Origin of the sequence: Corynebacterium sp. (assembly GCF_043426755.1) — a bacterium.
In the GTDB taxonomy this organism is placed as follows: Bacteria; Actinomycetota; Actinomycetes; order Mycobacteriales; family Mycobacteriaceae; genus Corynebacterium.
In genome coordinates this window covers 1-24,455 of the sequence record NZ_JBHWRP010000010.1, presented here as the reverse complement: position 1 = coordinate 24,455, position 24,455 = coordinate 1, and the positions used below count along the sequence as shown (strand labels likewise).

The window sequence follows — 24,455 nt, the reverse complement described above, 5'->3', positions numbered from 1 at the left end:
TCCAGGTCAGACTGCAGGATCTTCAGAACGAGAAATTCGAGCTTCTCTCCGCCCATTTCCCGTTCTTCGATGTCGGCGATGCGGGCGGCTCCGTGATGTGGGTAAACGACCACTTCTCCGACTTTGAATTCCATTGCTGCTCCTTCACGCGCACGTCTTGCGGGCCGTTCACGGCCACAAATGATCGCCCCCATCTTATCACCATGTGAAAACGAACACCGATCCGGTCGCGGGGGTAGGGAAATTCTGAAAAGTTTACCCCCGGTTGACCCCAAAGAGTTCACGGCGTTGAGCAGCGGTTCCCGCAAGTTCCGCCCAAAGTGTGTATCTAGCAGGCATTAATACTAAGCTCAACTGTTGTTACACGCCCTGTTCACTGTCGCGTGCGCGCACCGCCATGGCTTCGCCGTGACGGGCCTGATCGTCACGCGGTGAACTTACAACGATGGAGGACCCCACAGTGAAGTCCCAGAAGTCGGCACTGCGTCGCGGAGCAGCCGTTTCCGCCGCTGCCCTGTCCGCCCTGCTCCTTGCTTCGTGCTCGGCTGGTCAGATTACCCAGACCTCAAGCCAGGTTGCACCGGTTGACGGCGCCACCATGTACACGGAGAACGACGAGCTCGCCGTCCAGGATGTCACCATTGTGCTGGAGGAAAACGGCGATGCTTCGCTGAAGTTCACCGCCAGCAACCAGGACGTCACCCACGCTGATAACACCCTTGAGTCCATCACCGTGGCTGGCGAAGAGGTCGACCATGACCGCATCGATCCCCTGCAGTACAACTGCACCGTCGTTGCAGGTTCGTCCGACTTCCTGGATTCGATTCCGCAGGGTGAGGACGGCTGCGTGCAGTACGTCGAGACCAGCGTGGAAAACCAGGACTTCGCCTACGGTGGCACCCAGGAGGTCGTGTTTAACTTCGATACCGGCCCGCTGACCCTCAACGCTGCCGTCTCGGCGCCGTCCCTGCCTGCAGGCCAGGTCCCACGCGGCCCCGAGACCAACGTGTCCAACCAGGACCAGGCAGAGCTGGACGCGAACAACTAGCTCGCTTATCGACGATTCCTCCGTCGCTTTCGCCGCAGCCACACCACTGGGTGTGCTGCGGCTTTGTCTTATGCTAGGAGCCACTATGGCGAAGAAACAGAAAACCGTCCACACCTGTTCCGAGTGTGGCTACTCCTCCCCGAAGTGGCTGGGCCGCTGCCCGGACTGCGGCTCCTGGGGCACCTTGCAGGAATCGGCACCTTTAGCACCCGCTGGGGGTTCGCGGGCTGCGGTGTCGGCGCGCAATGCCCAGATTCAGGCACTTACGCCCACGGCGCCTGCGCAACCGATCACGAAGATCGACGCCTCTGCCACGGCGCGCCAGCCCTCAGGCATTGGGGAGCTGGACCGAGTACTCGGCGGTGGCGTGGTCCCCGGTTCGGTGGTGCTCATGGCGGGCGAGCCAGGCGTGGGTAAATCCACCCTGCTTTTAGAGGTGGCCAGCAAGTGGGCGGGGGTTGATCGTCGACAAGCGCTGTACGTCACTGCGGAAGAATCGGCAGGCCAGGTCCGCTCGCGGGCGGAACGCACCGGCGGGATGAAGGACACGCTGTTTCTGGCGGCCGAATCGAACCTGGATGTGGTCTTTGGGCACGTGGAACAGCTCAAGCCGAGCCTGATCATTGTGGACTCGGTGCAGACGATGATCGCCCCCGGCGTGGAAGGCGTGGCGGGAGGTGTGGCGCAATCGCGGGCGGTCACTGCGGCGCTGACCAGCCTTGCCAAAACGACGAATATCCCGATCATGCTGGTGGGGCACGTGACGAAGGACGGCAATGTCGCAGGTCCTCGCGTGCTGGAACACCTGGTGGACGTGGTGTTGAACTTTGAGGGCGATAGGCAGTCCAGCCTGCGGATGCTGCGCGGCATCAAGAATCGTTTCGGCGCGACCGATGAGGTGGGCTGTTTCGAGCAGACTGCCGATGGGATCCGCGAGGTACCCGACCCCAGTGGCCTGTTTCTTTCGCATCGGGGCCACACCCCGGACGGATCTGCTGTGACGGTGGCGATGGACGGGGTACGGCCCATGCTGGCTGAGGTCCAGGCGCTGACGGTGGATCCGGTGAACAAGTCGCCGCGGCGTGTGGTGACGGGCCTGGATTTCAACCGGGTGCCGATGGTGCTGGCGGTGCTGCAGGCGCGCTGCGGGCAACGTACGAATGACAAGGACGCCTACGTGGCAACCGTGGGCGGGGTGAAGATCACCGAGACGGCCACCGATCTTGCGGTGGCGCTGGCGACGTGGTCGAGCCTGCACGAGACTCCCCTGCCGCCGAAAACCGTGGTCATCGGCGAAGTGGGACTCGCGGGCGAGCTGCGTCGGGTACCCAACCTGGCGCGCCGACTGCAGGAAGCTGCCCGCCTGGGCTACCAGCGCGCGATCGTCCCCTCTGGCGAGAACGTGACGGTGTCCGGCATGAAGGTTTCGCAGGTGGGGACACTTTCTGAAGCCCTGAATCTGCTGTCGCCGTCGAGGAACTAAACTTCTGTGACATGAGTGAAACCTCTTTGGTGCCTCCCGCAACACTGCGCGAAACTTTGGTCCGGCTGGCCCCCGGCACCGGACTGCGCGACGGCCTGGAAAGAATTCAACGTGGCCGCACCGGAGCGCTCATCGTGCTTGGCGACGACCCCGCCGTGATCGACGTGTGCGACGGCGGCATCACCTTCGATGTACCCTTCGCCCCCACGTTGCTGCGCGAGCTGTCCAAGATGGATGGTGCCGTCGTGCTGTCGACGGACTGCACGCGCATCATCAAGGCGAATGTGCAGTTAGTCCCCTCGCCCTCCTACCCCACAGGGGAGTCGGGAACGAGGCACCGCTCGGCAGAACGTACCGCGCTACAGACAGGCCGGCCCGTGATTGCGGTAAGCGCATCAATGAACACCATCACCTTGTATGTGGAAGGCCAGCGTTACGTTCTGGTGGAGCCGGCTGCCATCATGACGCGCGCCAACCAACAGTTGGGCACAATGGAGCGCTACCGCACCAGACTCGACCTGGCGAACCAGCGCCTGTTCGTCGCCGAGATGAACAACTACGCCACGGTGTCCGATGTGATCAGCGTGGTGCAGCGCGAACTACTGCTCAAGCGGGCCGGCCAAGACTTGGACCGCGACGTGCTCGAACTAGGCACCGACGCGCGCCAGCTTGCCCTCCAGCTCACCGAATTGCGCGGCGACAACGACACCCAGATCAACCTGCTCGTGCGCGACTACCTCGTCTGCCCCGGCGTTCCCTCCGCGGAGGATGTCGCCGAGGTCACCGCGGCGCTGGACCGGCTGCCGGATTCGCAGCTTCTCACCCCGGCCCCGATCGCCCGGGCGCTCAACCTGCCGGGCACGGAGGAAACGCTGGTGCGTGAGATTGTGCCGCGCGGCTACCGGGCGCTGGCACGCGTACCAAGGGTGCAGGAATTCCTCATGGACCACTTGATTGAAGCATTCGGTGACTTAAACGGCCTGCTGGAGGCAAGCGTCGAGGAGATCGCCGAAGCCGACAATGTGTCTTCGCTGTGGGCGCGCCACGTCCACGAAGGATTGCAGCGCCTGAGCTAGCGGTGGCCAGCGGAGCTGGCCCACCGCTAGCTCAGGTTGAAGGGCGTGGCGTCGGAGTTATTATCGCCGATCACGCCGTATAGAACATAAGCTCCGGCAGGCACTGGCTGGCGGTCGGTGCACTGTCCCGGCGAGGAGCCGGTGCGCGACCATACGGCCTGGTAGTTGCGGGTCTGGCCCGCCTCAAAAGTGACATCGCCGGTGATCACGGAGGGGTAGCAGTCGGTGTCGGACCAGATGCGGCGGTTGGAACCCATGTCGTAGACCTCGAAGCGCAGGGTGTCGTCCTCGAGTGTGAGTTCGCAGTCGGCGCCCGTGGGGTTGGTCACTTCCATGAACATTTGGGGCTGTTCGTTGGCACCATAGGTTGGCTTGCTGGTGGAAGCCACCACGCGCAGGTCATCGATCTCGCAGGAGGTTTTGTCGGCGAGGTTTTCGCTGCTTCGCTCCGGCTCGGACGAGTTTTCAGATTCGGACTCGGGTTCAGTTTCCGTTTCGGACTCAGACCCGGACTCGGTGGTCGTCTCGTCGTCAAGCTCGACCGTCGGGGTGGCCGGGGCTGGCGGCGCGGAGCTGACGGTCTCATTGGGCTGCTCGTCGTTGCCGGCGGAGCGTCCCCAGGCGGTCAGTGCCCACACAATGAGCGCAACGACGACAAGGATGATCACCACGGCGGCAACGCGGCGGCGGACGTAGTACTTCTCTGGGAGTCGATGCGGTTGTTGTGTCACACCATCAACTCTAAAACTCGACGGGCCTTACCTGCGGGATTCACGCCGCGGCGTGTCTCAATCCTGCCACCGGTGCCCTAGACTACGCCGTGTTTGACTACTTCTTCGATCCGTCCGTCGGACAGGCGGTAGCGGGCGGCCACAACACCGAGTTCACCGGCGTGCAGCGCCTGATGGATCGACGGGATGCGCGTGATCAGCTGATCAGCGGTGATCGCAGCGTGGGCCGCCTCGACGTTCTCGGCCTCGATGTCGCTGTCGATTTTGGATTCCAGCACGCTGGGCACGATCTTTTCGATGAACACGCGCTGGGAGTCGACGGGCACCTCGCCGTTTTTCGTCGCGGCGATCGCAGCCCCCACCGCGCCACAGGATTCGTGGCCGAGCACCACGATCAGCCCAATGTTGAGGTTTTTCACCGCAAATTCCAGCGACCCCAGCACGGCCGCGTCGGTGCATTCGCCGGCGGTGCGCACGACGAAAAGGTCACCGAAACCGGTATCAAAGATCAGTTCCACGGGCGCACGGGAATCGGAACACGCCAGCACGGCTGCGATCGGGTCCTGCCCGCTCTGCAGCTCTTCACGACGCTCAGCATAGGAGTGCGGATGCTCGGGCGACTGCCCTGCAAAACGCTTATTGCCTTCTTTGAGCAGGTCCCAGATTTGCTGTGGTGTTTTGTTGTGAGGCATAGGCCTATTATGTCACCTAGGCTGTGAGGAATGAGCACGAACGCCGCGAATTTTCCCCGGAACACGGTTATCGATTGGTTCGAGGCTAATGCCCGCCCCCTGCCCTGGCGCGGCCCGGCGACAACTCCCTGGGCGATCCTGCTTTCAGAGGTGATGAGCCAGCAAACCCCGGTGGCGCGCGTGGCCCCAATCTGGGAGGAATGGTTGCAGCGCTGGCCCGACCCGGCCGCGTTTGCGCAGGCAGAGCCCGCGGAGGTGTTGCGCGCGTGGGGCACTTTGGGCTACCCGCGCCGCGCGTTGCGCCTGCTGGAGTGCGCGCAGGTGATCGTCGATAAGCATGGCGGTGAGGTGCCAGCGGATGTCGACGAGCTGCTGGCGCTGCCGGGGATCGGCGACTATACGGCGCGCGCGGTGGCATGTTTCGCGTATCAGCGCAATGTGCCGGTGGTGGATACGAATGTGCGTCGCGTGTACGCGCGCATGGTGGATGGCCGGCCGATCGCCCCGCCGGCTTCGAAGCGCGAGTTGGCGGAGGTGGGGGCGTTGCTTCCCGACGATAAGGGCCCCACTTTTTCCGCGGGCCTCATGGAGCTGGGCGCGCTAATCTGCACCGCCACCTCCCCGCGGTGCGAACAGTGCCCCGTCCAGGCGCACTGCAACTGGTTCCAGGCGGGCAAACCCGCCCCCACCGAAGAGGAGCTGCGCAAAAAGAAAGTGCAGAAATTTGCGGGCACAGACCGGCAGGTCCGTGGCCTGATCATGAAGGTGCTGCGCGAGGCGGAGGCGCCGGTGCCGCGCGAGGAGCTCGACGTCGTGTGGCCCGACGGCGCCCAGCGTGACCGTGCGCTCTTTTCGCTTCTCGACGATGGCCTCGCCGAACAGGACGCGGCGGGCCTGTTCCACCTGCCGCGTGCTTAGCTACTTCCAGCGGCCGCGGAAGTTGAGGCCGCCGGGCAAGTTGACGTAGAACCCGCCGCGCGAGTTCAGGGTGACCGGCCCCACCTTCGTGGAGGTAGAAAGTCCGGATTTGGACACGTTGATCCAAGAATTTTTGCCGATCTTTTTCTTATCGCGGTAGTACAAGCCCATGGTTTGGAAGTATACCTAGAACACTGACTCGCCTTGTACCCATGGGATAAGCTCTCTCAGCGTGAGAAGAAATCGTCGTCAAGCAAAGAAGTGCGTGGCTGTGGCCACCGCCGCCCTGCTGCTGGCCGGGGCCACTGTAGGGGCCGCCGCGCCCGCCCAGGCGCAGCAATCCAGCCAGCCCGATAGCGCGCTGACCTGGCAGGACCCTTTCTACCTGCCACCGGAGGAGATTCCGGCGCCCGGCACGCTGATCCGTACCCAGCCGGCGCCACAACTGCTCAATATCCTGGGGCCCGACTTCCCGGGCTATGCGCAGAAGATCCTGTACTCGTCGACGACGATCCACGGCGAACCCGTAGCCGTGTCCGGGTTCACCATCGAGCCGGCCAACCCCTGGCGCGGAAAAGGCCCCACCCCGACGGTGGTGTTTGCGCCCGGCACGCGCGGATCCGGCGACGCGTGCGCACCGTCGAAGGGCCCGGGCCTGTACGGTCAAGTGGACCCCGCCAACCAAGCTCTGGGCATCAACTACGAAATCCCCTTCTACCAGGCCGCCAGCCTGCTGGGGATGCGTGTGGTGGTCACCGACTATATCGGCCTGGGCACCCCCGGCGCGCACAGCTACGTGCTGCACACGGAGGAAGGCCACGCGGTGCTGGACGCCGCACGCGCCACCACGCCGGCGGACCAGCCGGTCGGCTTCTACGGCTACTCCCAGGGCGGCGGGGCCGTGGCGGCCGCGGCAGAGCTGCACTCCACCTACGCCCCCGAGGTGAACCTGGTGGGCACGTACTCCGGCGCCGCGCCTGCCGGGTTGATCGATGTGATGGACGGGGTGGATCGCTCCTCGATCGTGGCGGTGCTGGGCTTCGCCTACCACGGGTGGGGCGCGCGCTACCCATTTTTCACCGAGGCTTTCGACGACATCACGAATGAGCGCGGCAAGCAGCTGCTGGCAAGCACGAAGGATGCGTGCATCTCCGATGCCGCCCTGCAGTGGGCCATGACCGACACGTCAACGCTGACCACCACCGGCGAGTCCTTTGCCCAGGTGGCTATGCGTGATCCGCGCGTGGTCGAACTCATGGAGTCCCAGAAGCTGGGGCAGAAACCTTTGAGCGCGCCGATCTTGGTGGCCACCGGCGGCAACGACGACGTCGTGCCCAGCCCACAAACTACGCAGATGGCGCGCGACTACTGCGCCCACGGGGCCACGGTCACGCATATCGATGAGGGCGTTGCCGAACTGACACCGGGGGTGAAGATCGGTCTGAACCACGCCGGCGGCATGTTCACCCAGGCGCTTCCTGCGGCGAACTGGTTGAAGGACCGCTTCAACGGGGTGCCCGCGCCGAACCACTGCGGGACCTTCTAACCGGCGGTTCCCATGGTGCAGAAGTTTCTCGCGCTGACGCTGGCGACAAGTGAGCTGTCCTCGCGGGTGCTTGACGACGATCGCCTGGCCGGTGCACCCGGCGATCTGATCGCGCGGTGAGCGTATTCGCTACTCCACCACGAAGCAGGCCGGTGAGATCGTGCCCGCCACCGGTGCCGTGTACGACGTGCCAGACCCGAAGGGCCTAGTCGTGGTGGCGCCGGGGACGCGCGGGGTGGCTCCGCACTGCGCGCCGAGCGCGGGCTCGTCGATGCTGTCGAGCATTGGCGGCAGCTCGGTGAATCTCAACTATGAGGCACCTTTTGTGAACATGCTGACCGACGCGGGCTACCGCGTAATCGTTACCGACTATATTGGACCGGCGCAGTCCACCGTGCACGCGTATATGAATCGGGTGGAGCAGGCGCATGCGGTGCTCGACGCGGCGCGCGCTGCCGGCGCGGAATTCGTCGGCACGTGCGGGCTCAATCCGGCTACATGAGGTCGCGCAGGACCGGATCGGCGATGCGCAGCACCGCGGCCTTGGCTTCCTCCGCCGTCCACGAATCAACAGCGTAGGCGGCCATCTGCTGGCAGGTCGACCGGTCGTGCAGGCGCAAGGCCGCGCGCACGGCATTGACCTTGCTTGGCGCCATCGACAGCGACGACACACCCAGGCCCACCAGCACCAACGCCAGCAGCGGGTCGCCGCCGGCCTCACCGCACACGCCGATGTGCTTGCCGGTCGCGTTGCCGCCCTCGCAGGTGGCCTTGATCATGTTCAGCACGGCGGGCTGCCAGGGGTCCAGCAGCTCCGATAGCGCGCCCTCCATGCGGTCGGCGGCCATGGTGTACTGCGAGAGGTCGTTCGTGCCGATCGAAGCGAAGTCCGCCTCCGCCAGCACATACTTCGAGCGGATCGCCGCCGCCGGGGTCTCCACCATCACGCCCGCCTTCGGCAGGCCAGCTGCGCGCGCCTTATCGACGAACCACCGGGTCTCTTCCACGGTGGACACCATGGGGGCCATCACCCACAGATCCGCACCAGTTGCTTTGTGGGCGGCGGCCAAAGCTTCCAGTTGGTCGTCGAGAAGATCCTCGCGCGCCTGGCTGAGCCGCAGGCCGCGGCGGCCCAAAGCGGGGTTCTCCTCCTCGCCCAGGTTGGCGAAGCTCAAAGGCTTGTCGGCGCCGGCATCGAGGGTGCGCACGACGACGCGACGGCCGCCGAAAGCGCGGAGAACCTCGGTATAGGTGGCGGTTTGCTCCTCCACGGTGGGGGCGGTTTCGCGCGAGAGGAAGAGGAACTCGGTGCGGAACAGCCCGGAGCCCTCCAGGTCGAAGGCGGCGGCCTTCTTCGCGTCCTCGGCGGTGCCGATATTGGCCAGCAGCTTCACGGGGTGGCCGTCGCGGGTCGCGCCCTCACCGGAAGAGCCCGCCAGAGCGGTGGCGCGGCGGTGGGAACGCTCGGCCAGCTCATCGGTGTCGTCCTGGGTGGGGCTGACGATGATCTCCCCTACCCCACCATCGAGCGCGACCACGCCGCCGGGGAGGAGGTGATCGGCGATGCCGGTGGCCTTCACCACGGCAGGGATCCCTAGCTGCGCGGCAAGGATCGCGGTGTGCGAAGTCGGCCCGCCCTCCGAGGTGATGATGCCGCGCACCAGCTCTGGGTCGAGGGTGGCGGTTTCTGCAGGGGCCAGGTCCACGGCCACGATCACGCTTGGTTCGGTCATCGTCGGCACGCCCGGCTCCTCAAGCCCGCGGAGGCGAGCGATGGCGCGGTCGCGCACGTCATAGAGGTCGGTGACGCGCTCCGCCATGTAGCCGCCAAGTTTGCGCAGCTTCGTCGCGAAGTTTTCCACCGCGTCGTGGACGGCGCGGGTCATGCCAGAGCCCTTCTTCAGCTCCTTGGTCACGGTGCGCAGCAAACCGCGGTCGGTGGCAAGGCCAGCGGTGGCCTGCAAAATGGCCTTGGAGGTTTCGGGGGCTTCGTCGGCACGCGCGTTCAGGCCATCGGCGACCTGCTGGAATACCTCCTTGATGCGGGCGGTATCTTCCTCCGGGTTGGTGCAGGCAGGCTCGTTGGTATCGACGCCGACCGGCGGGGTGATGAACACGGCCGGGCCGAAAGCGGTTCCGGCGGACACCCCAACTCCGTGGATGATGGTGCGGGTACTCATTGTCTTAATTGTCCTTTCGCTGAGCGCCCAGGCGCTCAATGTGGAGGGTGAGGTAGGCGATCTCTTCGTCGTTCAGATCCGCGTCAAAACGCAACTCGACGATGGCGGCCACCTGCTGCGCGCACTGCACCGCCTCAGGGTAGGTCTCCAAAATCTGAACAGTCAAGGGATCCGCCAAGGCCGTCAGCTGCTCTCCGCTGGCCAGCCTGGTGAACAGGTAACGCATATGGGTGATGAAACGCGCCGCGGCTATCGACGATTGCTCCAGCTCAAAGCCATAAAAAGCGCCAATGACGCTGAGGATCTGCTGGATCACACCCGTCATCTTGTAGGTGTAAGACCAATCACCGCTGGTGAAACCGGCGTTGACGAAATGCAACGCGAAAGCGATGGCTTCCGAATCCGCCAGCGGCTGCGCCAGATCGCGGTTGACGTACTCGAGGAGGCGTTGGGCCAAGGCGAGCTCCCGCGGATAGAGGTGGCGCACCTCCGCCTCCAGCGGGTAGGTGAAATCGTGCTCGAACTGCTGGCGCTCGATCGCGCCGTGTAGGTGATCGGCCAGCGCGGTGATCAGGGTGAATTTTTCGCGCAGTGCTGCGGGGGCGTCGATCGCGACGAGCGCCTCATTGATGGTGGCAATGGCCTCGCCTGGGATCATGGCGAGCATCTCACCCAAGTGGTCCGGGTCGCGGCCGTCGGCAGGCACAAATACTTTCTGGACGCGGGCCTGATCGACCTCGTCGCCAACGTGGGCGCCGAAACCCAGGCCGCGCCCGGTGAGAATAACTTCCCCGGAGGCAGCGGACCCTGAGACTGACTCGGTGTCTTTTGCCAGCACGACGTTGTTATTAAACACGCGAAGTATGTGCATCCGGTCGTCCTTGCAGCTCTTCCTACTTATCGACGCTCAATACAGGATCACCAGCAGCAACCGTGCCAGCGCCCGTGGCTTCTACCGATTCTAGGCTCTTCGAGTTGACCACAGTCATGATCACCGTGGTGTCGAAACCGGCTGCGGCGACCGCATCGAAGTCAACGTCTGCCAGTGTATCCCCGGCATGAACGTACTGTTTCTTCTCCACCGCGGGACTGAAACCTTCGCCCTTCATCTTGACGGTGTCGATGCCGATGTGGACCAGAATCTCCACGCCATCGTCGGTCTTGATGCCGTAGGCGTGCTTCGTCTTCGCCACCGAAATCACCTTGCCGGACACCGGCGCGGTGATCGTGGATCCTGCGGGCTTGATGCCGATGGCCTCGCCCAAGGCGCCAGAGGAAAACGCCGCGTCGTCGAGGTCAGTCATGGCGACGAACTCGCCGGCGACAGGCGCGGCAATCGTAGTGGTCGCAGTAGTAGTCGCCGTCGCAGTAGCAACTGCGCTTGAACCTGCAGGCGCAGCTGGTTCGGCAGGGGCCTCGTCGTCAAGCGATACTGCGTCCGAACCGGCCTGAGCGCGCGCGAGTGCCTCCGCCTTTTCCTCGGGCGTGCGGTAGTCGGTGACGACGATCAGGATCATCGCGGTGAAAAACGCCACGGCGATCGCGATGAGGTACGGCACGATCGGGCTGAAGACCACGGTGGTCAGAAGCGAAGTGAACACGAACGCGTTGGTGGTCACGCCGCCGGAGCCGGCGGACAGGATCGCGATGGTCAGGCCGCCAAGGAAGCAGCCGATCAGCATGCGCGGGTAAATCCGCTTGAAGCGCAGGTGGATGCCGTAGAGCGAAGGCTCAGAGATACCGCCGAAAAGGCCTGCGGCAAGCGCACCGCCAGCGGTCTGGCGCATGGCGGGGTCGCGGTCGCGCATGGCGAGGATGAGCACGCCGGCGGTCGCGCCGAAGCAGGCGAAGTTCCACACGCCCATGGGGCCCTGGATGAAGTCATAGCCCAGGGTGTTGATGTTGACCAGCATCAGGGCGTTGAGCGGCCAGTGCAGGCCCATCGGCACGAGGAATGGGTAGAGCATCGGGATCAGGATGGCGAAGACGAACGGCGCATTGCCGTTGAGCCACGCCAGGCCCACGCCGATGATATTGCCCAGCCAGATACCGAAGGGGCCGATCAGGAACGCCGTCAGCGGAATCACGACGACCAGTGTCAGGAACGGTACGAAGACCATGTGCACCGCCGACGGGATCACTTTCTGCAGGCCCTTGTACACCAGGGCCGCGACCGGTGCCATGATCAGCGGGACGAACACGTTGCCGCCATAATCATTGAGCAGCAATGGCAGGCCGAACACGTTGATCGAGTACACCTCGGTACCCAGCGCCTCGTTCACGGTGGCGACTGCATCCGGGTGGTTCTGCAGGCCGATGAACTCAGGGGTCATCAGCGCGAAAATTACCGTGGCCGGCACCCACGCATCGATATTGAGCTTCTTGCCGGCGTTATAGGCCACGAACACGGGCAGGAAGTAGAAGACGGAGCGCCACATGGCGTCGATGAACACCCAGCCGGCGGCCTTGTCGTCGGCACGCGTATCGACGACACCGAAAGCCTCCATCACAGCCGTAAAGGCAATGATCAGCGAGGCACCCAGTAGCACGCCGAGCAGCGGGCGGAAAGAATCCGAGAGGTACTCGAAGAAGCTATCGGACCAGGAGTTCTTGCCACGTGTCTTCGAACGCGCCTCCGCTTTGATATCGTCGTTCGATTTCGCCGCGTCGCGATTTCTCATCTCCGGCAACCGCTGCATCTCGTTGTACACGGTTGCTACGTCGCCGCCGATGATCACCTGGTAGTTGCTGGCGCCCTGCGGTACAGCACCCATCACCTTGGGGTTGTCTTCGAGGCGTTGCTTATCGACGATCGACTGGTCGTGTAGGTCGAAGCGCAACCTGGTCGCGCAGTGGGTAAATGAGGCGATGTTCTCTGCTCCGCCGATGCCCGCCAAAATGTCGGCGGCCTGGTCGGTCAGCGTGTTCTTTGTGTTTGTAGACATCGTCACTCCTTTCGCAGCTAAGGGTTGCCCCGGAACGCAAAAAGACCTGGGCGCACAGCAGTTTGCCGTGCTCCCAGGTCTTGCCTCACGTATTGATCGGAGTAACAACCCTGTTGGTTAACGTAATGTTCACCTTAGCACTGCGATAGTGATATTTCCAGACCCTCGCCTTTCTGGTAACCCACATCACATTCCCATGCTGCGCGCATAAAAATACCCGCCCAGGTTGTGCATCTGAGCGGGTAGATTCTTGCGGGGCCTACCTCTTAGAGAGGCTGACCAGCGCCCGCGGGGCCAGCCGCTGCAGGGCCATCGCCCTCGTCGTCACGCGGGGCAGGGTCTGCCTCCGGAACGTCCGGGCTGACCTGCTCCGACTCTGGCTCGACGGGATCCTCGACCTCGCGGACCTCCTCGGCCTCTTCCTCCGTGAAGGTATCTTCCGGAAGTGGCTTCGGGCGTGGGGTGAAGGTGAACTTCGCCTCCTCGGTGTTCTTGGAGTCGCCGTCCCAGTTCTCCACGTCAACGGTGATGATCTCACCGGCACCGATCTCGCCGAAGAGGATCTTCTCACTCATCACGTCTTCAATCTCACGCTGGATGGTGCGACGCAGTGGGCGTGCACCCAGCACTGGGTCGAAACCACGCTGAGCCAGGAGGTTCTTGGCCTTGTCGGTGAGCTCGATGCCCATATCCTGTTCTGCCAGCGCCTTCGCCACACGTGCGATGAGAAGCTCGACCATTTCGACGATCTGCTCCTGGGTGAGCTGGTGGAAGACCACGATCTCGTCGATACGGTTCAAGAACTCGGGGCGGAAGTGCTTCTTCAGCTCGTCGTGCACCTTATTCTTCATGCGCTCATACTGCGCATCCGAATCGGTCTCATTGGAACCACTGAAGCCCAGGCCGACGGCCTTGGAGATGTCAGAGGTACCCAGGTTCGAGGTGAAGATGAGCACGGTGTTCTTGAAGTCCACCACACGGCCCTGGCCATCGGTGAGGTGGCCCTCTTCGAGCACCTGGAGCAACGTGTTGTAGATCTCCTTGTGCGCCTTCTCGATCTCGTCGAAAAGCACCACGGAGAACGGCTTGCGGCGCACCTTCTCGGTGAGCTGGCCGCCCTCTTCGTAGCCGACGTATCCCGGAGGGGCACCGAACAGGCGCGACGCGGTGAAGCGGTCGTGGAATTCGCCCATGTCAATCTGAATCAGCGAGTCCTCATCGCCGAACAGGAACTCTGCCAGCGCCTTGGACAGCTCGGTCTTACCAACACCGGACGGGCCGGCGAAGATGAAGGAACCAGACGGACGCTTCGGGTCCTTCAGACCAGCGCGGGTACGACGAATGGCACGCGACACGGCCTTGACGGCATCGTCCTGGCCAATGATGCGCTTGTGCAGCTCGTCTTCCATGTTGAGCAGGCGGGAGGATTCCTTCTCGGTGAGCTTGAACACCGGAATGCCCGTCCATGCTGCCAACACATCAGCGATCTGGTCCTCGCCCACCTCGGCGATTTCCTCTAGATCGCCTGCGCGCCACTGCTTTTCCTTCTCCGCGCGCTCCTCGCCCAACTTGCGCTCAGTATCGCGCAGGCCAGCGGCCTTCTCGAAGTCTTGGGCATCGATGGCTGCTTCCTTCTCGCGGCGCACATCGGCGATACGATCGTCGACCTCACGCAGGCCCTCAGGAGCGGTCATGCGCTTGATGCGCATCCGCGCACCGGCCTCATCGAGCAGGTCCACTGCCTTATCCGGCAGGAAGCGGTCATTGATGTAGCGGTCCGACAGGTTCGCGGCTGCGGTCAGCGCATCGTCGGTGTAAGACACGCGGTGGTGTGCCTCATACTTATCGCGCAGCCCCTTGAGGATCAGCACGGTATCTTCCACGGAAGGCTCGTCGACCTGCACCGGCTGGAAACGACGCTCCAGCGCCGCATCCTTCTCGATGTGCTTACGGTACTCATCCAGAGTGGTCGCACCGATGGTCTGCAGCTCGCCACGGGCCAGCTTTGGCTTCAGCAAGCTAGCAGCGTCGATCGCGCCCTCAGCGGCACCAGCACCCACGAGGGTGTGGATCTCGTCGATAAACAGGATGATGTCGCCGCGCTGGTTAATCTCCTTGAGCACCTTCTTCAGGCGTTCCTCGAAATCACCGCGGTAACGCGAACCCGCAACCAGGGAACCCAGGTCAAGAGAGTACACCTGCTTGTCCTTCAGGGTCTCTGGGACGTTGCCGTTCACGATGTCTAGGGCCAAGCCCTCGACGACGGCGGTCTTACCGACGCCAGGCTCACCAATGAGCACCGGGTTGTTCTTGGTACGGCGAGACAGCACCTGCATGATGCGCTCGATTTCCTTCTCGCGGCCCACCACTGGGTCGAGCTTGCCTTCCTTGGCTGCCTGGGTGAGGTTACGACCGAACTGGTCCAAGACCAGCGAGTTGGAACGCTCGCCGGTGCGCCCACCTGCGCCCGGTGCGCCAGTGCCTGGGCCCGCGCCCGCACCGACTGGGCCGGCACCTGCGCCACCCTTGCCCTGCTCAGGGGCCTCAGGGTTCTGGCCCTGGCCACCCTCGTAGCCGGACAGTAGCTGGATAACCTGCTGGCGCACGCGCGGCAGGTCCGCACCCAGCTTGGTCAGCACCTGAGCAGCAACACCTTCGCCCTCACGGATGAGGCCGAGCAGCAGGAACTCAGTACCGATGTACTTGTGCCCCATCTGCAGCCCCTCGCGCAGCGAGAGTTCGAGAACCTTCTTCGCGCGCGGAGTAAAGGGGATGTGCCCCGTGTGTGGCTGTGTGCCGTGGCCAATAATCTCTTCGACCTCACGGCGCACGTCTTCTAAATTAATTCCCATGGATTCGAGGGCCTTGGCTGCAACGCCCTCGCCTTCATGGATCAAGCCGAGCAAGATGTGCTCAGTACCGATGTAATTGTGGTTGAGCATCCGCGCCTCTTCCTGCGCGAGGACGATGACTCGGCGTGCCCGGTCAGTAAACCGTTCAAACATGTGGCAACCCCTTAACTCCAAAGATATTTGTCCTAATGTGTCACCCACCATAACCCGCCCGGCGCGCGGGATATTCATGGTTCGGAGCGAACAATCGTCGAAAAGCGGTGTTTTCGCAGCTCAGAGACGTGTACGCCGGTAGCGAACACCCCGCGAAGGGAGCTTTTTCGCCCGCTTAACACAGAGGAACGCCGTGGCTGTCGTGGCCAACTTCGATGCAACTGGTGGCCTAGGGATCGCATTAACGATCTCTCGACGTGTATTGAAGTTGAGGGCGTGATCGCCTAAAGCCGGCGCTTAGCTGACAGTTAACTGGCACTGCGATCAGAAATGTAATGGTATAAGCTGGACAAGTTATTTAAGGTGATGGGGAGCACTCCCCATTGAGCTTGAGGATTCATTCGATTTTCGGCAACGTTTGGGTGTAGCATTCGGGCGCTACCTGCCCGTATCGGACACCACCTCCTTTGACGGAAAGGACGCCACCATGGCGCACTGCGACTTGTACGACGCATTAGGGCTCGACCGCTCCCAAGATTCTGTTAACCTCGCGCAGCAGATTGATCAGAAGATCAACTCCGGTGTCGCTACCAATCCAGGCGGACCAGAGGAACTCCGCATCGCGCGTGATATCTTGGGCAACGACCAGCGTCGCCGCATGTACGATTCCAAGCTCAATGACCCAACCGCGCCAGACATCAACATCGCTGCTCTGCGCGATCTGGCGAAGTTAAAGGTCGCCGAGAACAACTCCTCTGCAACGGATGCTGCACCCACAGTTACCTCGCCCACAAACAACTCGCAATTTGCGGGCCCGAACCCACCCCAGCAGAACCAGGGGGACCTTCTTCGGCAGACAAAGCACCTCAAAGCTTCAGCAAGAGTTGGAGCAGCGCGAAGGATAAGTTTTCACCGGTTGTGTCCAAGACACGCGACAAATTTCAGGGCTCCTCTGGGAGCATCAACGGTCGACTCCTCCTTATCATCGCGCTGATCGTGGTTCTGATCATCGTCCTTATCGCACTGGTACCGCGGCTAGGCAGCGATGAACGTCAAGTAAAAACAGCAGCCAATGACTTTCTCGAGCTGCGCACCAGCGAAGAAACTGAGGCATGGCTCGCTGACAATGCATTCAGCGATAGGCGTGACATTTTGATGTCCGGTCTCAGCGTCAAGAGCGATTTCGCAGGTATCAATAATTCGTTAAAGGTCACCGATCCTCGGGCCGGAGAAGTTATCAATCTGGACGGTATTTTTCATGCTTTCTCTTATGGGGCTGAAGAGGATTACGAGAATGCCTACCGCGCCGCAGGTTTCGACCAAGTGGCCGTGGTCACCGTCAACAACAAGGACGGAGAAGACACCGAACATCGCCTGATGTTTGTATCGGTCGACAATGACTGGAAGCTATTCGACCTAGACGACGTTCCACGCATCGACAGGGATGCCCTGAGGTTTTAATAAGCACTAGCTCGCCCACCTCACACACCATTAGATAAGGAATCAGGTTCTCATGGACACGACGGCCCTAGCCCAGCAGCTCAACGATCAGTACGGCCTCAGCCAGCTGAAAGAGATCGGCACCACCGAGATTTCTACTCTCCTGCGTGCAACAAACACCTGGGGCACCACGGCCCGCGAGGTCGAAGTCTTCCACGAAGAAGTTCCCGAACCTGACCGCGATAGCATCCCTCAGCTTGAGGCCGCCCTTCAGTCAAGCGGTCATCCAGGGTCAGTCACAGTTGTCGGATGTGGATTGACCTCCGACAACCAACTAACCGTACTTAGAGACCAGGTTTCTGGCCGCAGCTTACAGTCGCTTATCGATGGGCGTGCAGCATGGGGCAATCACTTCACCACAGAGGAAGCGACTACACTTCTTCAGCAGGTTGCGAGCGCTATTGACCAGTTCAATGGGGCCAACCATTCGTCGTTCTTGCTTCGAAGCATCAATACCGCACGGATACTAATTCAAGACGGGCCTAACCCGGCGATTTTAACGTTGGTTGGCCCTTCTATTGGCGCTGGCACTGCTTCACCAGACGATAACCGTCGCGCTTTCGCAGATGTCATAGCCAAGATGACTGGAACAGCCATCGACGAAGATATCTTTGCCGATGCTGTTAGCTGCACGGAGTACTTGGAGACTCTGACGCGCCCAGCTGCCCCAGAGCCAGAAACAACCGCCCCGCCCAAGGACTCCAATGCTGCCGGATCCAGCGTTATGGGGCCTTCAGATGCTGACACTATCGATAACGCACAACACCCTGAGGATTCGAACCCTGAGGAAGATACTGTAGACACTGACGTTGCGAGCGCTAAAGAGCACGATGTCAATGGGCAAAACGCGCATCATGCCGACAGTCCGAACACTTCAAATGACTCGGACGACTCACCTGCCAAAGTGGATGATGCCCGCCCTGTCCAGCACTACCCCAGGACCGACCCGTCAATGACTGCTGTAGAACCTGATGTAACCTACGCTTACTCTGAGCAGGATTACTCAGACTTCCAACCTGGATACCAGAGGAGCACAGCAACAAAGAAGCATCGCAAGGTATGGCCATGGGTGCTTGCGCTGGTCATCGTCGTGGCTCTCATCGCCGGTGGTGTAGCCGTCTGGTACTTCTTCTTCAATAAGGAGCCCTGGTCGGACGCTGATCAGCAGACCGTGGACGCGTTCCCAGGCATCGTCTCCGAGAACCAAGGCGGCTCCGGCTGGCAGGACCTGACGTGCACGTCGATGGCTCCGGAAGACGGCCAGGACTCCAAGATTCGCTGCGCTGACGACGCACTTGGTGTGACGATCACGCGCTTCCCTTCTGCGGAGGACCGCGACGACGCGCTGCCCGACGGTGACGCCGTCACCTTGGGCGCCGACAAGTGCGAAGTCACTTCCTACGAAATCGAAGGTCAGGAACCACCTGCCTTCATCATGGCACCAGAAGGCGATAACAGCTCCTATCTGATCACCATCAACGGTGCAGACGCTGAGCAGAAGCGCCTGACAATGCCCATCTGCTAAACACCGCAGCCTCAACCGCCGAAACGCGCTCCACACAACAACGTGGGGCGCGTTTTTCGTCGCAAAGTACCCCCTCACCCTAAGGGTGATCCCTGACCCCGTTACAGGGTAACTGCAGGTCAGGCGTTGATTTCGCCGATGTTAAGGGCTTATCTTTAAATTGCTTAAGTTGAAAAGGCGGCTCAATAAGGGGTCGCTCCGACGAAGAAAGAGGCCACATCCATGTTGGCGAAAATGCGTAATCTACCTCTCTGGGTGTGGCTGACGGGCGCGGCCGCCGTCATCGCGCTCGTCGCCCTTGCCAGCGTGTTCGTGCTGGCGCCGACGGGCCCGAACAACCACGTCGATTCCAGCGATGTCTACGCGGTGGAACGGCGCGACATCACAAACTCCGTTGTCTCCTCAGGCACGGTCGACTCCGACAACACCGCGGAGGTGTACACGCGCCTTACGGCCCCGGTGTCCCAGGTCGCAGTCAAGGTCGGCGACCGCGTCCAGAAAGACCAGGTTTTGCTGCGCCTCGACGGAACCGAGATCAGCCGCCAAATCGCGGTGGAGCAGGCCACGAAGAATTCCACGCAGGCCAGCAACGAAGAAGCCTGGCGCGCGGCTCAACAGGCATATAACCAGGCCTACGATGCCTACAACCAGGCGGTCGCGGACAGTGGCGACGCCGAAGCGGTCGACCGCAGCGCCCTCACCGAAGCCGAATCTGCACTCCGCACAGCACAAAGCGCGTACAACAACGGCACGTTGACCTCCGACGAAACGATCGGGCACTTGGAAAATGATCAGGCCAGCACCACCCTCGTCTCCCCAATGGCGGGCGTGGTCGCGCAGGTCAACGCCCAGGTCGGCCAGCCCGCCGGCGGTGTGCTGGTCAGGGTCGCTGATGACCAGCAGCTCATCATCAACGGCACCGTCGACGAAAAGCAGCTGAGCCGCATCACCCCTGGACAGAAGGTGGAATTCACCACGGGCGCCACCGGCGAAAAGAAATTCACCGGCCGGGTTGATTCAGTCTCCAAGATCGCACAAACCCCCTCGCCAGAGGAAATGGCCACAGAGATGAAACCGAACGAGAAGAGATTCCCCGTCAAGATCATCGTCGACGGCGAAAATGAGGATCTCGCCATCGGGGCCAGCGCGAAAGCGCACATCATCAGCGAGCAGGCCAAGCAGGTCCTCGCCGTGCCACGGGAAGCAGTGCTTGTCGACGAGGACGGCACCACCAGCGTTCTCGTCGTGGTGGAACGCGACGGCCTCACCTTCGTCGAGAGGCGCGAGGTCACCACAGGCATCCAGGATGATTTTTACGTGGAGATCACGGGCAAGGCACTTGCCGACGAGGCCATCAAGGTTCTGAACCAGGCGACAAAGTACCGCGACTACGCAGACCAAGAAGTCCTGCTCATGGCTACGGAAGAAGGGAAGTAATGTCGGTCGTCGATATGCGCGCCATCACCAAAACCTTTGGGCAGGGCACCGACAATGAGCTGACTGTGCTCAAGGGGATCGATGTGCAGGTCTCCCCCGGCGAGTTCGTCTCGATCGTGGGTACGTCCGGCTCCGGTAAATCCACGCTCATGAATATCATCGGCCTGCTCGACCGGCCCACCACCGGCACCTACCAGCTGGGCGGCCGGGACGTGCTGGAGGCCTCCGACAACGAACTTGCGCTGATCCGCTCCTTGGAGATCGGTTTCGTCTTCCAGAACTTCAACCTCATCCCGCGGATTTCCGCACTGAAAAACGTGGAGGTGCCCATGCTCTATGCCGGCGTGTCCAAGTGGGAGCGCACCCAGCGCGCCGAGGAATTATTGGCCGCGGTGGGAATGGGCGAAAGAATGGACCACGATCCCAGCCAGCTCTCCGGCGGCCAGAAGCAGCGCGTGGCCATCGCGCGAGCCATGTCGAATAACCCCAGCCTGATCTTGGCCGATGAGCCAACAGGTGCCCTCGACACCGCGACCGGTGAGATGGTGATGGACATCTTCACCCGGCTCAACGCAGCCGGAACAACCATCGTGCTGATCACCCACAACCCGGAGATCGCCGCGGCCACGGACCGCGTGCTCACCATGCGCGACGGCCTCTTCATCTCTGGCAGCGAGCCGGTCACCGCGCCGATTGCAAAGGCGGAATAATCATGAACTTTTGGGAATCAACACAGCTGGCTTTAACCAGCCTGCGCGCCAACAAGCTGCGCTCACTGCTCACACTATTGGGCGTGATCATCGGCATCGCCTCCGTCATCGCGATCATGACCATCGGCTCGTCGCTCAAAGCCCAGACGATGGAAGGCCTTGAGTCTTTCGGCGCCGGCGACGTCCAGGTGACCGTCACGGAGAGAACAGCGCGTGACGACGACACCTCCGACGACTCAGCAGGCTCCGACAGCGGCGAGTGGGTCGAGCCCATCAGAGCCGCGGATCACCCGGAGGAACTGATCACCGAGGAGATGCTCGGCCGCATCTCCCAGCAGCTCGGCCCGTCCTTGGTGGGCTACTCCGTATCGTCGGGAAGCATCCCGAAAGCTGAGGTGCTTTACGACGGCTTCACCGGCACCCTCGCCGACGCCACAACGTCGGCCTCCGTGCAGGGTATCAACGAGAACTTTCTGTCATTTAACAGCACGGATCTGGCGGCCGGTCGCGGTATCAGCGCAGAAGATGTGACGCAGTCCCGGCCGGTCGCGGTGATTTCGGAGAAGACTGTCCAGGACATGTTCCAGGGCGATGCATCGGCAGCCCTTGGCAAGGATATTCGGGTTCGTGATGCCACGTCCGAGGCCACGGTGACCGTCATCGGGGTGGCGAAGTCTCAGGTGGGTTCCGGGTTGGTCGGGTTCAACGACGGAGAAGCGCGCGTGTACCTTCCGTACCCGGTGCTCAATGCCATGGTCGATGGCCCGGAAGGCTTCGCGAACGTGTCATTCCGTCCCGCGGATAAAGACTCGCTGCAGGATATGCGCCAGCGGCTGGTCGATTTCTTCACCGCGGCCTACGCCGATAGCACGGTGGCAACAGCCAAGGTGTCTGACTTTTCTCAGGGCATCGAAGAGATCAACACTGTGATCTCGTCGATTTCGCTAGCGGTGTCTGCCATCGCCGCGATTTCTCTGTTGGTCGGCGGCATCGGCGTGATGAACATCATGTTGGTGTCGGTGACGGAGCGCACGAGGGAGATCGGGATCCGCAAGGCACTCGGTGCCACGAACGCCGCGATTAAGACGCAGTTCATCACCGAGGCGATGGTGGTGTGCCTGCTCGGCGGGATTCTCGGAATTCTGCTTGGCGGCGGGCTCGGTTTCGCGGCCAGCTCCGCGTTCGGCGCCCCTGGCCTTCCACCGCTGTGGGCGGTGCTGGTTGCTTCGCTGTTCTCGCTGGGGATTGGCCTGTTCTTCGGCTACTACCCCGCGGCGAAGGCAGCGAAGCTCCACCCGATCGACGCGCTGCGCTACGAATAGGCAGCGCAGCGTCTCGAACCTCGGGGCTACTTCTCGGGCTTGACCATCGGGAACAGCACCGTTTCGCGGATGCCCAGCCCGGTCAGGGCCATCAGCAGGCGGTCGATGCCCATGCCGCAACCGGCAGTCGGTGGCATCGCCTGCTCCATGGCCTGCAGGAAGTCCTCATCAAGCACCATGGCCTCGTCATCACCGTCGGCGGCAAGACGCGCCTGGTCGACGAAACGCTCACGCTGCACAACCGGGTCAACCAGCTCGGAGTAGCCGGTGGCCAGCTCAAAACCGCGCACGTACAGGTCCCACTTCTCAGTAACGCCGGGCTTCTCGCGGTGCTGGCGGGTCAGCGGAGAAGTCTCAACCGGGAAGTCCTTCACGAACACCGGCCCGTAGAGCTGGTCTTCGCACAGCAGCTCCCACAGCTCTTCGACAAGTTTGCCGTGGCCCCAACCCTGGCCCTTCGGCACATCCAGGCCCACGGCCTCCGCGATGGCCAGCAGCTCTTCGACAGAACTATCGACGGTCACCTCTGGCTGGCCCGGGTGCTTGCGCTGCAGCGCCTCGTTCAGCGAGGGGTACATTTCGAGGACCTTCCACTCCCCGCCCAAGTCATACTCGGTGCCGTCGGAAAGCGTGACGGTGGTGGAGCCAAACACTTCCTGCGCCACGAACTGGACCAGCTCGCGCATGGTGCGCGCGCCGTCCTCGTAGGTGCCCCACGCCTGGTAGGTCTCCAGCATGGTGAATTCCGGCGAGTGCGAAGAGTCCACGCCCTCGTTGCGGAAGTTGCGGTTGACCTCGAAGACGCGCTCGAGGCCGCCGACGACGGCCCTCTTCAAAAACAGCTCCGGCGCGATGCGCAGGTACAGGTCAATATCCAGGGAGTTGGAGTGCGTAATAAATGGTCGCGCCGCCGCACCGCCATGCAGGGTCTGCAGCATCGGGGTTTCGATCTCCACGAAGTCCTGGCCGGTGAGGTACTTGCGCAGGGCTGCCAAGACCTTGATGCGGGTCATGGCGTTGGTGCGGGCATCCTCACGCATGATCAGGTCGGTATAACGGTGGCGGATGCGTTGCTCTTCGTTCATGTCCGCAAAAGCGACAGGCAGTGGGCGCAGCGCCTTCGACGCCATGTGCCACGATTGCGCCTGGACCGACAGCTCGCCTCGTCGTGAAGCGATCACGCGCCCGCGGACCGAGACGATATCGCCCAGGTCAGTCAACGCCTTCCAGTCAGCTAGCGCGTCCTCGCCGACCTCTGCCAGCGACAGCATGACCTGCAGCTGCGTCCCGTTGCCCTCCTGGAGGGTGGCGAAGCACAGCTTGCCCGTGTTGCGCTGGAACATGATGCGGCCAGCGATCGCGACCACATCGTCAGTCTCCTGGCCGGCCTCCAGCTTGTGCTGGCCGTCGCCCTGACCTTCGTCCACGATCTGGTATTTCTCGCGGATCTCGGACAGGGAGTGGGTGCGGTCGACGAACACCGGGTACGGGTCATGGCCGGCGTCGATCAGCGCATCGCGCTTGTCTCGACGAATCTTCTGCTGCTCTGAAAGGTCCTGGTTAGTCACAACACAACAGGGTAGCCCATCAATCGGCCCGGTAGTGCCCCAACCCGCTTTAGGCGGGCCTACCAGTAGTCAGGCAGATCCCACACGGGCGTGTCCACTAGCGTGCCGGAGATGGAAATTTTCCCGTCGGGCGCGGTTATCTTAAAGGAGTCGTGGCCGGAGGAGCACTGGAGGGTGTCGTCGTCCGGGTACCAGCACTTTGCGTTGCCCACCGAGATTGACTGGCCTGGGTTTAGTTTGCCTTGGGAGGGGCCGACGCCCTCGAAGATGGTCCAGTGCATGCCGTCGCGCCCGATATAGATGGAGTCTGCTTGACGCGGCGGTAACGGGCGGGCGGTGACCATCGGCGCATCGGTGGGGGTGCCGCCCTGGCAGGTCGCGCCGTGGGGACTGATGGCGCAGTCGCCCTGCACACCGTCGATGTTGTAGGTAAAAATGCTCATCCCGGCGCGTTCGTAGTCCGCTGGGTTGACCGGGGTGTGGGAGCCGCGGCTTGTCGTCTTTTCGCTTGACGACGAGGATTCGGACGAGGAGGGCTCTGTCGTTTCTGATTCGTCTGTTTCTTCTGCTTCCGTCGTCTCCTCCACCGTGGTGAACGCGGCAGAGGTGAGTGCTTGGCCGCCACCACTGCTGCTGCCACCGCCGCCGACATCACACGCTGTTAACAGGGCCGTGGCGGCGAGGAGAGGGAGGATTCGGCTGAATGTGGACGATCGCATGCTGCCTATACTAGTTGAACCGTTTAAGATGTTGAGGAAACTGTGACGGC

At 62.2% G+C, this 24,455-nt stretch carries 22 protein-coding genes; 12 read left to right on the top strand and 10 right to left on the bottom strand.

The window, feature by feature from the left end; genetic code table 11:
• Positions 1–134, bottom strand: a 134-nt coding sequence (locus ACHFGA_RS01330) for a CarD family transcriptional regulator (RefSeq protein ID WP_394280677.1), incomplete at its 3' end; no start/stop codon positions are given.
• Between the two features lie 311 nt (positions 135–445).
• Here ACHFGA_RS01330 and ACHFGA_RS01325 point away from each other — a divergent pair.
• The 3 genes from ACHFGA_RS01325 to disA all read left to right on the top strand — a co-directional run bounded on the left by ACHFGA_RS01325 (position 446) and on the right by disA (position 3,607).
• Entirely contained in the window at positions 446–1,048 is a 603-nt protein-coding gene (locus ACHFGA_RS01325) for a hypothetical protein (RefSeq protein WP_394280676.1), read from the top strand.
• Between the two features lie 85 nt (positions 1,049–1,133).
• Positions 1,134–2,531 (top strand): DNA repair protein RadA, encoded by a 1,398-nt coding sequence (radA, locus tag ACHFGA_RS01320; protein WP_394280675.1) that lies wholly within the window; start codon positions 1,134–1,136, stop codon positions 2,529–2,531.
• Positions 2,532–2,542: 11 nt separating this feature from the next.
• Positions 2,543–3,607: a DNA integrity scanning diadenylate cyclase DisA gene (gene disA, locus ACHFGA_RS01315; protein WP_394280674.1), complete on the top strand. Its 1,065-nt coding sequence runs from the start codon at positions 2,543–2,545 to the stop codon at positions 3,605–3,607.
• A gap of 26 nt (positions 3,608–3,633) precedes the next feature.
• Here the strand turns inward: disA and ACHFGA_RS01310 are convergent, their stop codons facing one another.
• Positions 3,634–4,338, bottom strand: a complete 705-nt coding sequence (locus tag ACHFGA_RS01310; protein ID WP_394280673.1) for a hypothetical protein — start codon at positions 4,336–4,338, stop codon at positions 3,634–3,636.
• A gap of 77 nt (positions 4,339–4,415) precedes the next feature.
• Entirely contained in the window at positions 4,416–5,030 is a 615-nt protein-coding gene (locus tag ACHFGA_RS01305; protein ID WP_394280672.1) for a carbonic anhydrase, read from the bottom strand.
• 30 nt (positions 5,031–5,060) lie between these two features.
• Here ACHFGA_RS01305 and ACHFGA_RS01300 point away from each other — a divergent pair, with 30 nt between their 5' ends.
• The gene (locus ACHFGA_RS01300) at positions 5,061–5,948 is read left to right on the top strand and encodes an A/G-specific adenine glycosylase (RefSeq protein WP_394280671.1); all 888 of its coding nucleotides are present in this window, start codon (positions 5,061–5,063) and stop codon (positions 5,946–5,948) included.
• Here ACHFGA_RS01300 and ACHFGA_RS01295 read toward each other — a convergent pair whose 3' ends face one another.
• Positions 5,949–6,119, bottom strand: coding sequence for a DUF4236 domain-containing protein (locus tag ACHFGA_RS01295; RefSeq protein WP_018582797.1), 171 nt, complete (start codon positions 6,117–6,119; stop codon positions 5,949–5,951).
• Positions 6,120–6,180: 61 nt separating this feature from the next.
• Here ACHFGA_RS01295 and ACHFGA_RS01290 point away from each other — a divergent pair, with 61 nt between their 5' ends.
• Positions 6,181–7,494 carry a lipase family protein gene (locus ACHFGA_RS01290; protein ID WP_394280670.1) on the top strand — a complete coding sequence of 438 codons (1,314 nt, stop codon included), beginning with the start codon at positions 6,181–6,183 and terminating at the stop codon, positions 7,492–7,494.
• A 160-nt stretch (positions 7,495–7,654) separates the two neighbouring features.
• Complete coding sequence (locus ACHFGA_RS01285) at positions 7,655–7,996, top strand: lipase family protein (RefSeq protein ID WP_394280669.1); 342 nt, start codon at positions 7,655–7,657, stop codon at positions 7,994–7,996.
• Here the strand turns inward: ACHFGA_RS01285 and ptsP are convergent.
• From ptsP to ACHFGA_RS01265, 4 genes are all read right to left on the bottom strand, one after another.
• Positions 7,989–9,674, bottom strand: coding sequence for a phosphoenolpyruvate--protein phosphotransferase (gene ptsP / locus ACHFGA_RS01280; protein WP_394280668.1), 1,686 nt, complete (start codon positions 9,672–9,674; stop codon positions 7,989–7,991). The genes ACHFGA_RS01285 and ptsP overlap by 8 nt on opposite strands.
• Before the next feature lie 4 nt (positions 9,675–9,678).
• On the bottom strand, positions 9,679–10,545 hold the full coding sequence (locus ACHFGA_RS01275; protein WP_394280667.1) for a PRD domain-containing protein: 867 nt from the start codon (positions 10,543–10,545) through the stop codon (positions 9,679–9,681).
• Between the two features lie 22 nt (positions 10,546–10,567).
• The gene (locus ACHFGA_RS01270) at positions 10,568–12,619 is read right to left on the bottom strand and encodes a glucose PTS transporter subunit IIA (RefSeq protein WP_394280666.1); all 2,052 of its coding nucleotides are present in this window, start codon (positions 12,617–12,619) and stop codon (positions 10,568–10,570) included.
• 266 nt (positions 12,620–12,885) lie between these two features.
• Entirely contained in the window at positions 12,886–15,624 is a 2,739-nt protein-coding gene (locus ACHFGA_RS01265; RefSeq protein WP_394280665.1) for an ATP-dependent Clp protease ATP-binding subunit, read from the bottom strand.
• Positions 15,625–16,111: 487 nt separating this feature from the next.
• On the opposite strand from ACHFGA_RS01265, the gene ACHFGA_RS01260 reads away from it, so the two are divergent.
• The 6 genes from ACHFGA_RS01260 (at position 16,112) to ACHFGA_RS01235 (ending at position 22,118) form a co-directional block, all read left to right on the top strand.
• A complete protein-coding gene (locus tag ACHFGA_RS01260; RefSeq protein ID WP_394280664.1) occupies positions 16,112–16,618 on the top strand; it encodes a hypothetical protein in 507 nt (168 codons plus the stop codon).
• A 2-nt stretch (positions 16,619–16,620) separates the two neighbouring features.
• Entirely contained in the window at positions 16,621–17,085 is a 465-nt protein-coding gene (locus tag ACHFGA_RS01255; protein ID WP_394280663.1) for a hypothetical protein, read from the top strand.
• A gap of 52 nt (positions 17,086–17,137) precedes the next feature.
• Positions 17,138–18,649: a hypothetical protein gene (locus tag ACHFGA_RS01250; protein WP_394280662.1), complete on the top strand. Its 1,512-nt coding sequence runs from the start codon at positions 17,138–17,140 to the stop codon at positions 18,647–18,649.
• 234 nt (positions 18,650–18,883) lie between these two features.
• Entirely contained in the window at positions 18,884–20,086 is a 1,203-nt protein-coding gene (locus ACHFGA_RS01245) for an efflux RND transporter periplasmic adaptor subunit (protein WP_394280661.1), read from the top strand.
• Positions 20,086–20,796, top strand: a complete 711-nt coding sequence (locus ACHFGA_RS01240) for an ABC transporter ATP-binding protein (RefSeq protein WP_394280660.1) — start codon at positions 20,086–20,088, stop codon at positions 20,794–20,796. The genes ACHFGA_RS01245 and ACHFGA_RS01240 overlap by 1 nt, the downstream gene beginning before the upstream one ends.
• 2 nt (positions 20,797–20,798) lie before the next feature.
• Positions 20,799–22,118, top strand: coding sequence for an ABC transporter permease (locus ACHFGA_RS01235; RefSeq protein ID WP_394280659.1), 1,320 nt, complete (start codon positions 20,799–20,801; stop codon positions 22,116–22,118).
• Positions 22,119–22,144: 26 nt separating this feature from the next.
• On the opposite strand, the gene lysS is transcribed toward ACHFGA_RS01235, so the two are convergent.
• Both lysS and ACHFGA_RS01225 read right to left on the bottom strand, forming a co-directional pair.
• The gene (gene lysS / locus ACHFGA_RS01230; protein WP_394280658.1) at positions 22,145–23,686 is read right to left on the bottom strand and encodes a lysine--tRNA ligase; all 1,542 of its coding nucleotides are present in this window, start codon (positions 23,684–23,686) and stop codon (positions 22,145–22,147) included.
• A 59-nt stretch (positions 23,687–23,745) separates the two neighbouring features.
• Entirely contained in the window at positions 23,746–24,405 is a 660-nt protein-coding gene (locus ACHFGA_RS01225) for a hypothetical protein (RefSeq protein WP_394280657.1), read from the bottom strand.
• Positions 24,406–24,455 lie beyond the last annotated feature (50 nt).

Coding starts and splice junctions, on each gene's coding strand:
- ACHFGA_RS01325 (WP_394280676.1), top strand. CDS start 446: ATGGAGGACCCCACAGTGAAGTCCCAGAAGTCGGCACTGCGTCGCGGA.
- radA (WP_394280675.1), top strand. CDS start 1,134: ATGGCGAAGAAACAGAAAACCGTCCACACCTGTTCCGAGTGTGGCTAC.
- disA (WP_394280674.1), top strand. CDS start 2,543: ATGAGTGAAACCTCTTTGGTGCCTCCCGCAACACTGCGCGAAACTTTG.
- ACHFGA_RS01305 (WP_394280672.1), bottom strand. CDS start 5,030: ATGCCTCACAACAAAACACCACAGCAAATCTGGGACCTGCTCAAAGAA.
- ACHFGA_RS01300 (WP_394280671.1), top strand. CDS start 5,061: ATGAGCACGAACGCCGCGAATTTTCCCCGGAACACGGTTATCGATTGG.
- ACHFGA_RS01295 (WP_018582797.1), bottom strand. CDS start 6,119: ATGGGCTTGTACTACCGCGATAAGAAAAAGATCGGCAAAAATTCTTGG.
- ptsP (WP_394280668.1), bottom strand. CDS start 9,674: ATGAGTACCCGCACCATCATCCACGGAGTTGGGGTGTCCGCCGGAACC.
- ACHFGA_RS01275 (WP_394280667.1), bottom strand. CDS start 10,545: ATGCACATACTTCGCGTGTTTAATAACAACGTCGTGCTGGCAAAAGAC.
- ACHFGA_RS01270 (WP_394280666.1), bottom strand. CDS start 12,619: ATGTCTACAAACACAAAGAACACGCTGACCGACCAGGCCGCCGACATT.
- ACHFGA_RS01265 (WP_394280665.1), bottom strand. CDS start 15,624: ATGTTTGAACGGTTTACTGACCGGGCACGCCGAGTCATCGTCCTCGCG.
- ACHFGA_RS01260 (WP_394280664.1), top strand. CDS start 16,112: ATGGCGCACTGCGACTTGTACGACGCATTAGGGCTCGACCGCTCCCAA.
- ACHFGA_RS01250 (WP_394280662.1), top strand. CDS start 17,138: ATGGACACGACGGCCCTAGCCCAGCAGCTCAACGATCAGTACGGCCTC.
- ACHFGA_RS01245 (WP_394280661.1), top strand. CDS start 18,884: ATGCGTAATCTACCTCTCTGGGTGTGGCTGACGGGCGCGGCCGCCGTC.
- ACHFGA_RS01240 (WP_394280660.1), top strand. CDS start 20,086: ATGTCGGTCGTCGATATGCGCGCCATCACCAAAACCTTTGGGCAGGGC.
- ACHFGA_RS01235 (WP_394280659.1), top strand. CDS start 20,799: ATGAACTTTTGGGAATCAACACAGCTGGCTTTAACCAGCCTGCGCGCC.
- ACHFGA_RS01225 (WP_394280657.1), bottom strand. CDS start 24,405: ATGCGATCGTCCACATTCAGCCGAATCCTCCCTCTCCTCGCCGCCACG.